At 71.0% G+C, this 9,562-nt stretch carries 11 protein-coding genes; 6 read left to right on the forward strand and 5 right to left on the reverse strand.

The window, feature by feature from the left end; translation table 11 throughout:
• Positions 1-91: 91 nt before the first annotated feature.
• Both ACIBHY_RS54620 and ACIBHY_RS54625 read right to left on the reverse strand, forming a co-directional pair.
• Positions 92-985: a hypothetical protein gene (locus ACIBHY_RS54620; RefSeq protein ID WP_397257754.1), complete on the reverse strand. Its 894-nt coding sequence runs from the start codon at positions 983-985 to the stop codon at positions 92-94.
• Positions 986-988: 3 nt separating this feature from the next.
• Positions 989-1,489, reverse strand: coding sequence for a SigE family RNA polymerase sigma factor (locus tag ACIBHY_RS54625; protein WP_397257756.1), 501 nt, complete (start codon positions 1,487-1,489; stop codon positions 989-991).
• An 80-nt stretch (positions 1,490-1,569) separates the two neighbouring features.
• On the opposite strand from ACIBHY_RS54625, the gene ACIBHY_RS54630 reads away from it, so the two are divergent.
• A complete protein-coding gene (locus ACIBHY_RS54630) occupies positions 1,570-1,920 on the forward strand; it encodes a hypothetical protein (protein WP_397098453.1) in 351 nt (116 codons plus the stop codon).
• 68 nt (positions 1,921-1,988) lie between these two features.
• Positions 1,989-3,632 (forward strand): DNA repair helicase XPB, encoded by a 1,644-nt coding sequence (locus ACIBHY_RS54635; RefSeq protein WP_397257758.1) that lies wholly within the window; start codon positions 1,989-1,991, stop codon positions 3,630-3,632.
• A gap of 179 nt (positions 3,633-3,811) precedes the next feature.
• Here ACIBHY_RS54635 and ACIBHY_RS54640 read toward each other — a convergent pair whose 3' ends face one another.
• A complete protein-coding gene (locus tag ACIBHY_RS54640) occupies positions 3,812-4,144 on the reverse strand; it encodes a hypothetical protein (protein WP_184971992.1) in 333 nt (110 codons plus the stop codon).
• Between the two features lie 102 nt (positions 4,145-4,246).
• Here ACIBHY_RS54640 and ACIBHY_RS54645 point away from each other — a divergent pair, with 102 nt between their 5' ends.
• Complete coding sequence (locus ACIBHY_RS54645) at positions 4,247-6,262, forward strand: HelD family protein (RefSeq protein WP_397311079.1); 2,016 nt, start codon at positions 4,247-4,249, stop codon at positions 6,260-6,262.
• A 12-nt stretch (positions 6,263-6,274) separates the two neighbouring features.
• Here ACIBHY_RS54645 and ACIBHY_RS54650 read toward each other — a convergent pair whose 3' ends face one another.
• On the reverse strand, positions 6,275-7,651 hold the full coding sequence (locus ACIBHY_RS54650) for a flavin monoamine oxidase family protein (protein ID WP_397311080.1): 1,377 nt from the start codon (positions 7,649-7,651) through the stop codon (positions 6,275-6,277).
• A 23-nt stretch (positions 7,652-7,674) separates the two neighbouring features.
• Here ACIBHY_RS54650 and ACIBHY_RS54655 point away from each other — a divergent pair, with 23 nt between their 5' ends.
• From ACIBHY_RS54655 to ACIBHY_RS54665, 3 genes are read left to right on the forward strand one after another with little or no spacing between them, the layout of a single operon-like run.
• Positions 7,675-8,268, forward strand: coding sequence for a TetR/AcrR family transcriptional regulator (locus ACIBHY_RS54655; protein WP_397257764.1), 594 nt, complete (start codon positions 7,675-7,677; stop codon positions 8,266-8,268).
• Between the two features lie 14 nt (positions 8,269-8,282).
• Positions 8,283-8,708, forward strand: coding sequence for a GNAT family N-acetyltransferase (locus ACIBHY_RS54660; protein WP_397257766.1), 426 nt, complete (start codon positions 8,283-8,285; stop codon positions 8,706-8,708).
• Positions 8,709-8,747: 39 nt separating this feature from the next.
• Positions 8,748-8,882 (forward strand): hypothetical protein, encoded by a 135-nt coding sequence (locus tag ACIBHY_RS54665; RefSeq protein WP_397311081.1) that lies wholly within the window; start codon positions 8,748-8,750, stop codon positions 8,880-8,882.
• A gap of 95 nt (positions 8,883-8,977) precedes the next feature.
• On the opposite strand, the gene ACIBHY_RS54670 is transcribed toward ACIBHY_RS54665, so the two are convergent.
• Entirely contained in the window at positions 8,978-9,277 is a 300-nt protein-coding gene (locus ACIBHY_RS54670) for a hypothetical protein (protein WP_397311082.1), read from the reverse strand.
• Between the last annotated feature and the right edge of the window lie 285 nt (positions 9,278-9,562).

The following is a 9,562-nucleotide window of genomic DNA, read 5'->3' on the forward strand; positions in this document are numbered from 1 at the left end:
CCGACCCCAAGCCCTTGGTGTGGACCAAGACCGCAGACGAGATCCTCGACAACCTCACCGCATACTGCCAGCGAATTAACGACTCGGCACACTAGTCGTCCACGTCGAGGGCGCCGGCGAACAGGTTCTCCAGCCCCTTCCGCTGGTCGAGCACCTTCCCGTCGGCGTCGTAGGCCGTGACGTCCACCTTGGGGAGCGTCTTGTTCCGCTCCGTGACCCGCGTCCTGGCGATGAAGAAGCCGCCGGTGAGGCTCGCCTCCATCCGCTGCCCGCTCGCCCAGGCGACCTCGACCCGGCGCACCCGCTCGGCCGCCCTCCCCGCGACCACCATGAACGACGGATCACCGTCCGTGCCCGGATTCACCTCCGACTGCGTCTGCGTGTCGTGGACGTCCACCGACAGCGGCCCGTCGAAGGCCAGGCTCCCCGGCTCCTCGCGCCCCCAGTAGGTGAAGATCGGCCGCTCGGGGTAGCTGACGTCGAGCACGCCCGGCGTGCACAGCACCAGCCCCTTCCTGCTGCCCATGAGCTGGGTCACGCCCAGCTTGTCGCGCGACTCGGCCAGCAGCCTGAAGTCCTCGGCGACCCCGTGGTGCGGGACGCGCCGCTCGCCGTCCATGCCGTGCACCGGCCCGCCCTGGGGCATGCAGTCGCGCACCTGCCGGAACTGCTCTGGCGTGTTGGCCGGCAGCCCCTCGATCGGCGGCGCCGCGGGCAGGGGCGGCGTGGGCGCCAGGGTCAGTCCGGTGAAGGTCGGGTCGACCTCGGCGGCCGTCCGGTCGCCCGGGTCGGGGAGGTTCGTCACCGCCACCGCGCCGAAGGCGAGCGCCGCCGCCGTCCCGGCCACCCCCACCGCCCATCCGGTACGGCGCCGCCGCCCCGCCGAGCGCAGCACCTGGGCCGCCACCATCTCCCCGTCCACCGGCTCCGCCCGCCCGGCCATGCGGCGCAGGCCCTCGCCGATCGTGCGTTCGTCCACTGCCATCGTTCAGGCCTCCTGGTTGACACGGTCGCCGACGAGGGCACGCAGGCGCTTGACGGCCTGGTGGGACTGGCTGCGCACGGTGCCCACCGAGCAGCCCATGATCCGCGCGACCTCCGACTCGGGCAGGTCCTCGAAGTAGCGCAGCACCAGGACCACGCGCTTGCGCGGCGGCAGTTGCCGTAAGGCGTGTTCCAGCGCGAGCCGTTCGTCCACCTCGGCGGTGGCGTCGCCGCTCGCGCGTTCCGGCGGCTTCTCGACCACGCGCTCGCGTCCCCAGCGCGCGCTGCGCCACAGGCTCACCTGTTCCCGGTACATCACCCGGCGGACGTACGCCTCGGGGTCACCGCGGATGCCCCGCCAGCGGCCGGCGGTCTTGATCAGCGCCGTCTGCAGGAGGTCCTCGGCGGAGTGCTGGTCGCCGGTGAGCACGTAGGCCAGCCTGATCAGGCTGTCTGAACGTGCTGCGACGAACTGGGTGAAGCCTCGGCGGTCATCCGGATGCACCTGCCCTCCTCATGTCTCGCCTCTCTAGATGCGCCCAAGAGACCAGATCTATGGCGACATCGTGATAAATCTGGAGTGCTATGAGCGATCCCTATCAGCCGTACGGCGCCCCATACGGCGAACAGCCTCCTCCCGGCTACGGGTACGGACCCGGTTACCCGCCGCCCCATCAGCCGCGCAACGACGGGCTGCGTACCAACGCCATCGTCGCGCTCGTCCTCAACCTCATCTCGATCGTCGCCTGCTGCAACTTCGTGGCCATCGCCGGCGCCGTCATGGCCGGCCTGGGCCTGAGCAAGGTGGACACCGAGCCGGAGAACGCCCGGAGCAAGCTGGTCTGGGCGTGGGTCCTGTTCGGCGCGGGATTCCTGGTGACGATCGGCGGCTTCCTGTTCCTGGGCTTCGCCGGATACCTGGACGACAACGACTGATTCCCAGTTCGGGGACTGTTCCGCCGCTTCTTTGTGTTGGATAGGCGGTAGCCATCGAAGGGGGACCAGTGAACGACGGCCCGCTCATCGTCCAATCCGACAAAACGCTGCTGCTTGAGGTCGACCACGCCAACGCGGACGCGTGTCGCAAGGCGATCGCGCCGTTCGCCGAGCTGGAGCGCGCGCCCGAGCACGTGCACACCTACCGCGTCACGCCGCTGGCGCTGTGGAACGCGCGAGCCGCCGGTCACGACGCCGAGCAGGTCATCGACGCGCTCATCAGCCACAGCCGCTACCCGGTCCCCCACGCGCTGCTGGTCGACATCGCCGAGACCATGGCTCGCTACGGCCGGCTCCGGCTGGAGAAGGACCCGGTCAACGGCCTGGTGCTGACCTCGACCGACCGGGCCGTGCTCGAAGAGGTGTTGCGCTCGAAGAAGATCCAGCCGATGCTGGGCGAGCGCATGGGCGCCGACTCGGTCGTGGTGCACCCGAGCGACCGCGGCAACGTGAAGCAGGCGCTGCTCAAGCTGGGCTGGCCGGCCGAAGACCTCGCGGGCTACGTCGACGGCGAGGCGCACCCGATCTCGCTGCTGGAGGACGGCTGGTCACTGCGCACCTACCAGAAGGACGCGGCCGAGGCCTTCTGGCACGGCGGCTCCGGAGTGGTCGTGCTGCCCTGCGGCGCCGGCAAGACGATCGTCGGGGCGGCCGCGATGGCCCAGGCCCAGGCGACCACGCTGATCCTGGTCACCAACACGGTCAGCGCCCACCAGTGGAAGACCGAGCTGATCAAGCGCACCTCGCTGACCGAGAACGAGATCGGCGAGTACTCCGGCACCAAGAAGGAGATCCGCCCCGTCACCATCGCCACCTACCAGGTGATGACGACCAAGCGGAAGGGCGTCTACGCCCACCTGGAGCTGTTCGACGCGCGCGACTGGGGCCTGATCGTCTACGACGAGGTGCACCTGCTGCCCGCGCCCATCTTCCGCATGACCGCCGACCTGCAGGCCCGCCGCCGCGTGGGGCTGACCGCGACGCTGGTGCGCGAGGACGGCCGCGAGGGCGACGTGTTCTCCCTCATCGGGCCCAAGCGTTATGACGCGCCCTGGAAGGAGATGGAGAACCAGGGCTGGATCGCGCCCGCCGACTGCGTCGAGGTCCGGGTCACGCTCTCCGACGAGGAACGGCTGGCCTACGCGATGGCCGAGTCCGACGAGAAGTACCGCTTCGCCGCCACCACGCCGTCCAAGACGACCGTCACCGAGGCGCTGGTCAGGAAGCATCTGGGCGAGCAGGTGCTGGTCATCGGCCAGTACATCGACCAGCTCGACGAGCTGGGCGAGCACCTCAACGCGCCGGTCATCAAGGGCGAGACCCGGGTGAAGGAGCGCGAGCGCCTCTACCAGGCCTTCCGCGACAAGGAGATCCAGGTCCTCGTGGTCTCCAAGGTGGCCAACTTCTCCATCGACCTGCCGGAGGCGGCGATCGCCATCCAGGTGTCGGGCACGTTCGGCTCGCGGCAGGAGGAGGCGCAGCGGCTCGGCCGCGTGCTGCGGCCCAAGGCCGACGGGGGCGGCGCCCGCTTCTACACCGTGGTCAGCCGAGACACCGTCGACCAGGAGTTCGCGGCGCACCGCCAGCGGTTCCTGGCCGAGCAGGGCTACGCGTACCAGATCATCGACGCCGACGACGTCCTGGAAGTATGAAGGCCCGGCCGCTCCGGCGGCCGGGCCTTGCCCAGAACCTCAGGTCCACGAAACTCCGCGGGCCGTCGACAATCGAACCACCCCCCTCACCTGCGCGCTGTCGCCTACTTCACGCCAGCTGCGACATACCCGATGATCCCCCATTCCCACCTGAAATGCCCGATTTTTTGGCGATTTAGTTAGCCGACGAGAAGGCCACCCAGGAAGAGCACACCCTCGGCGACCACCCATGCGGCCACGGCCGAGCCCATGTACAGGTTGAAGGTGCGATGGTCCTTCCTGGCGGCGGGCAGGATCCAGGCGGCGGCCGTACAGACCGCCGCGAGCATCGCGAACAGCCCGGACAACCCCGCGACGGCGTCCAGGCGCTGGCCGCACTGCGTGGCGTCGCCGTTCGCGCAGAAGGCCGCCGTCCCCCAGCCCGCGAAGACCGACAGCCCCCACAACGCGGCGAGCAGAAAGCTCGCGATGGTGGGGACGATCGGGGAGACGCCGAACCGCACACGTGCCACGGTCTCCCCCTACCCCGCGTAAATGCTTTGGATGCCTCCCGTTTCCCCGATTAGACTGGCCGATTCGCTACCGGTTACCACTCCGACAGGGGGCGCTTTCGCATGCCCGCACACCAGCTGGCACCCGACATATCCGACGATCCAGCGGACGTTCTGTCCGCCGAGCAGTCTCACCTGGCCGAATCCCGCAAGGCCCTGCAGGCGATGCGCGAGCACGCGCAGTCGCTGTCGGCGGAGGCGGCCGGCGACTGGGTCTCGCAGCAGGTACTCCAGTCGCTGCTCGACCAGCGCGTCGCGGCCCTCGCCGACCACCCGGACACGCCGCTGTTCTTCGGCCGGCTCGACAGAAGCGCGGGCGATGATCTGCCCGGCACCATCTACGTCGGCCGCAGGCACGTCCACGACGGCGCCAGCCGCGCGCTGGTGATCGACTGGCGCGCTCCGGTCTCGCGCCCGTTCTACCAGGCCAGCCCCTCCGACCCCATGGACGTCGTACGGCGCCGCCGCTTCGGCTACCACGGCGGCGCGTTGACCGCCTACGAGGACGAACCGCTCGACCAGGGCGGCAACCTGAGCCCCTCGAAGATCCTCACCGACGAGATCGAGCGCCCGCGCACCGGCCCGATGCGCGACATCGTCGCCACCATCCAGCCCGACCAGGACAAGATCGTCCGCGCCGCGCTGACCCAGACCGTGTGCGTGCAGGGGGCGCCCGGCACCGGAAAGACCGCCGTGGGGCTGCACCGGGCCGCCTACCTGCTGTTCACCCATCGCGAGCGGCTGGCCCGCTCCGGCGTCATGATCGTCGGGCCGAACCGCGCGTTCCTGTCCTACATCTCCTCCGTCCTGCCCGCCCTCGGTGAGGTCAAGGTCGACCAGACCACCGTCGCCGACCTGCTGGGCGCCTACGACACCCCGGAGGAGCCGGAGGTCGCCGCGATCAAGGGCGACGCCCGGATGGCCGCGGTGCTGGAGCGGGCGCTCTGGCTGCACATCAGCAAGCCGGAGGAGGGCCTGGTCTACACCCGAGGCGTCCACCGCTTCCGCGTGGCCGACTACGAGGTGCGCGAGATCGTCGCCTCCCTGCGCGGCACCACCCGCTACGGCCCCGGCCGGGCGGCGCTCGCGCAGCGCCTGGCCCACCAGGTGCTCGTCCGCATGGAGCAGCGCGGCGATTCCCCCGACGACCGGGTGCAGGACGCGGTCGCGCGGTCCAAGCCGGTCAAGCAGCTCGTGGACGCCGTCTGGCCCAAGGTGACGCCCGCCCAGGTGCTGTTCCGGCTGCTGTCGGACGCCGGGTTCCTGGCCAAGGCATGTGCCAAATCCGATATCTCGCCGGGCGAGCAGGAAATGCTGCTTTGGCGGAAGCCGTACCGTGGATGGAAGTCCGCGAAGTGGTCGGCGGCCGACGCCGCGCTCCTCGACGAGCTCGGCGACCTCATCGAACGCACCTCCTCGCTCGGCCACCTCGTCGTGGACGAGGCGCAGGACCTGTCGGAGATGCAGCTGCGCGCCCTCGGCCGCCGCTGCCGCAACGGCTCCGCGACCGTCCTGGGCGACCTCGCGCAGGGCACCACGCCCTGGTCCACCACCTCGTGGGAAGCCGTGCTCCGGCACCTCGGCCAGGACTCCGGCGAGGTCACCGAGCTGACCCTCGGCTTCCGCGTGCCGCGCGAGGTGCTCGACTACGCCGCCCGCCTCCTGCCGTCCGTCGCCCCCGGGCTGGCCCCGCCGCGGTCGCTGCGCCCCGGGCTCGGCTCCCTGTCGGTACGGCCGGGCGCCGCGCTCGCCGAGGCGGTCGGCGCGACCCTGTCCAGGGAGGGCTCGATCGGCGTGATCGTGCCGGACGCGCTGGTGGAGCAGGTCTCCGGTTCGCTGGAGGACATCGCCCACGCCGTCCTCGACCCCGACGCCGCCGACCAGGAACACCGGCTGCTCGTCATCCCCGCGACCCTGGCCAAGGGCCTGGAGTACGACCACGTGATCGTGGTCGAGCCGGCGGACATCGTCGCCGCCGAGCCCAGGGGCCTGGCCCGCCTGTACGTCGTGCTCACCCGCGCGGTCACCTCGCTGACCGTCCTGCACGACAAGCCGCTCCCCGCCGCTCTGGCGATCTAGCCCTCCCGCCGCTCAGGCGATCTGGTCGTCACCCAGGGCCTTGGCGACCTCCGCCGCGGCCCGGTGGCCCGACTCGACGGCGCCGTCCATGTAGCCCGCCCAGCGGACGGCGGTCTCGGTCCCCGCCCAGTGCAGCGGCCCCACGGGCGTGCGCAGGGCGGGGCCGAACCTGGTCAGGGTCCCGGGCGCGGCGAAGGCGCCGTAACAGCCCCGGCTCCATTCCTCCGCGGCCCAGTCGAGCTCGATGTAGTCGATCGCGTAGCGGGCCACGGGGCCGAAGTAGGCGGTCAGGTCGTCCACGGCCCGGCCGCGCCGCTCGGCGACGCTCAGGCGGGCCGCCGCGTCGGCGTGCGCGCCCTCGAAGAAGCCCGTGAGCACCCCGGGACCGCCTTCCCCCTGCGGGGTGCTGTCCAGGACGGTGCCCAGCGCGCGGACGTCGCTGTTGGCCTCCCCGGTGTAGCCCGCCTCGCGCCAGAACGGGTCCCCGTAGACCAGATGCACCTTGATGACCCGGCCCATCGGCATCCGCTGGGTGAGCTGGTCACGGTCGCCGGGCAGCCCGGGGCTGTACCTGATCCGGCCGGCCAGCGGCGGCGGCACCGCGACGATCGCGCGCCTGGCGCGGGTCTCGGTGCCCGGGGTGCGGAGCACGACCTGGTCGTCGTCCCAGGTGATGTCGGTGACGGGTTCCGCCTGCCGTACCCGGTCACCGAGTTCCGCGGCGACGGCGAGCGCGACGCGCTGCGAGCCGCCCGCGACGCGGTCCTGCTGCGCCCCGCCCCTGACCTCGGTCAGCGCGTCGAAGCCGCCGCCCGAGCCGAAGTAGTACAGCGCCCACAGGGCCGAGATCTCCTCCGGCTCGGCCGAGAAGATCGCCTCGGTGACCAGCCTGACCATCGCCCGGCCGCTCTTGGTGCGGGTGCGGGCGCGCATCCAGGCCGCGAACGTCTGCGCGTCGAGCTCGCGGGCGCCGGGCGCCGTCCAGGGCGCCTCCAGCGGGATACGGCGGGCCGCCCGGTCCAGCGCGAGCTGCGCCCGCCCGAGGTCGGCCAGCGCCAGCGCCCCGATCCGCGGAACGCGCCCCGTGTACTCCACGCGCCGTCCCACCAGCTCGGCCACCCGCCTGCCCTGGTGATGGGTGGGGAAGGTGGTCAGCCCGAGCTCGCCGATGAGCGCGAGCACCCGATCCTGCCCTGGCCCGACCCACTGCCCGCCGAGCTCGATCGCCGCGCCGCCCGGCAGTTCGCCGTTGAGGGTACGCCCGCCGACCCGCTCCCGCGCTTCCAGCACCACCACGTCGTGCCCGGCGCGCACCAGATCCCGCGCGGCCACCAGCCCCGCCAGCCCCGCGCCGACGACAGCCACATCCACGCTGTATCTGACATTCATGTTGTATGTGATATCCATGACGCATGGCATCCGTCAAGACCCGGCGCGAGCTCTACGCGGAGACCACCCGCCAGGCGCTCATCGACGTCGGCCGCCGCGTCTTCGCCGAACGCGGCTACACCGCCGTCTCGGCAGAGGAACTGGTACGTCAGGCGGGCCTGACCCGCGGAGCCCTGTACCACCACTTCGACGGCAAGCAGGGCCTGTTCGAGGCCGTCTTCGAAGAGCTGGAGGACTCCGCCGTCCGCGCGGTCACCACGGCGATGACCGCCGGCGACCCCGCCACCCGCGCGCGAGCCGGGCTGACCGCCTACCTGGACGCCTGCGGACGGCCCGAGTTCCGGGAGATCGTGCTGAAGCAGGGCCCGATCGCCCTGGGCCACGAACGCTGGCAGGAGCTCGACGTACGCCACTTCGGCGGCCTGCTCCGCGACGCGCTGACCACGCTCATGGACGAGGGCTACCTCGCCCGCCGCCCCGTGGAGATGCTCGGCCGCGCCCTGTTCGGCGCCATCACCGAGCTGGCTCTGGCCATCGCGGAGGCCGACGACCCGGCCGCCGCCCGCGCCGAGGCGGACGCCATCGCGGCCACCCTGCTGTCGGGCCTGCGCGCCTGATAAATTCCAGAGCCATGGCCGAATTCGGGGTAAAAGTAAGAAACGGCAATCAATCAGACATCAAGGCCGTCCTGGACTTCTGGGCCGAGGCCGCGGAAGGCACCGACCGCCACGACGACCCCGCCAAGGTCGAAGCCCTGATCGCCCGCGACCCCGAATCTCTGCTGCTGGCCGAACTGGACGGCAAGCTGGCCGGCACCCTCATCGCCGGATGGGACGGCTGGCGGGCCCATCTGTACCGGCTGGCCGTCCACCCGTCGTACCGCCGCAAGGGCATCGGCACCACGCTGCTCGCCGCCGCCGAGGCCCGCTTCGCCGCCTTCGGCGCCTTCCGCGCCGACGCCATGGTCCTGCACGACAACACCCTCGCCCACCACGCCTGGTCGGCCGCCGGATACACCCGCCAGCCCGAATGGGGCCGCTGGGTCAAACGCCTCTGAACCGTTCAGGCGCCCGTGAGCGCTGTGGTCAGCTTGCGCATGGCCGACGCTGCGGACTCGCTCGCCGTCGGCCGGAACCACCGCCTCCAGGCTGCCCCCGAGGTCCAGCACCGCACGGGCGAAGATCTGGTCCACGCCGTCGGCCAGGCACGACAGCCCGACGACCTCGGGTGAGTGCCCGGCCAGCGTCCCGCGCAGAGCGTCATCGACGAGGGACACCGTGCCGGCAGGCAGACCGCGATGCGCGGAGACAGCGATGCGGATCATCATCACCTCCAGTTGTAGCTGTAGTACCGGCCGAGTTCGTGGAGAGCTTCGTCGGTGAGATCGGGGTGACGGACGCGCATCTCGGCCACGGCCTGGGCCGTGCCGGATCGCAGGGTGTGGTTCTCCCAGTTCACCGGGACGTTCAACATCTCGTCGGCCAGCGCGTCCAACGTGGGAAGCACCTGGGCCGCCTGGTCGGGTCCCAGCGACTTCGCGAGGGCGGCCGGATCCTTTCGCGGCCATGAACCGGCGCCGCCGCTCAGATAGACGATCAATGCCTGGCTGATCGGCTCGTTCACCATTCCAGGATCTCAGCCTCGGTCAAGGCCGGCGCCCTGCCTTCCGTGGGCGTGAGCTCGAAAGAAAGCGCGTGGAGCTCCTTGCCTTTGGGCGTACGCGAAAAGGGCGCCCCCGAACCGGGAGACGCCCTCTTTGCGAAATGGCTGGACTTAGAAGTCCATGTCGCCGCCGGGCATGCCACCAGCCGGGGCAGCCGGGTTCTTCTCCGGCTTCTCGGCGATGACGGCCTCGGTGGTCAGGAACAGCGCCGCGATGGAGGCGGCGTTCTGCAGCGCCGAGCGGGTGAC

It is taken from the genome of Nonomuraea sp. NPDC050547, from assembly GCF_044457345.1.
GTDB lineage: Bacteria > Actinomycetota > Actinomycetes > Streptosporangiales > Streptosporangiaceae > Nonomuraea.

Excerpts from the sequence above, each read along its gene's own strand:
- ACIBHY_RS54630 (WP_397098453.1), top strand. The coding sequence starts at position 1,570 with ATGAGCGATCCCTATCAGCCGTACGGCGCCCCATACGGCGAACAGCCT.
- ACIBHY_RS54655 (WP_397257764.1), top strand. The coding sequence starts at position 7,675 with ATGGCATCCGTCAAGACCCGGCGCGAGCTCTACGCGGAGACCACCCGC.
- ACIBHY_RS54665 (WP_397311081.1), top strand. The coding sequence starts at position 8,748 with ATGGCCGACGCTGCGGACTCGCTCGCCGTCGGCCGGAACCACCGCCTC.
- ACIBHY_RS54650 (WP_397311080.1), bottom strand. The coding sequence starts at position 7,651 with ATGAATGTCAGATACAGCGTGGATGTGGCTGTCGTCGGCGCGGGGCTG.
- ACIBHY_RS54660 (WP_397257766.1), top strand. The coding sequence starts at position 8,283 with ATGGCCGAATTCGGGGTAAAAGTAAGAAACGGCAATCAATCAGACATC.
- ACIBHY_RS54645 (WP_397311079.1), top strand. The coding sequence starts at position 4,247 with ATGCCCGCACACCAGCTGGCACCCGACATATCCGACGATCCAGCGGAC.
- ACIBHY_RS54670 (WP_397311082.1), bottom strand. The coding sequence starts at position 9,277 with ATGGTGAACGAGCCGATCAGCCAGGCATTGATCGTCTATCTGAGCGGC.
- ACIBHY_RS54620 (WP_397257754.1), bottom strand. The coding sequence starts at position 985 with ATGGCAGTGGACGAACGCACGATCGGCGAGGGCCTGCGCCGCATGGCC.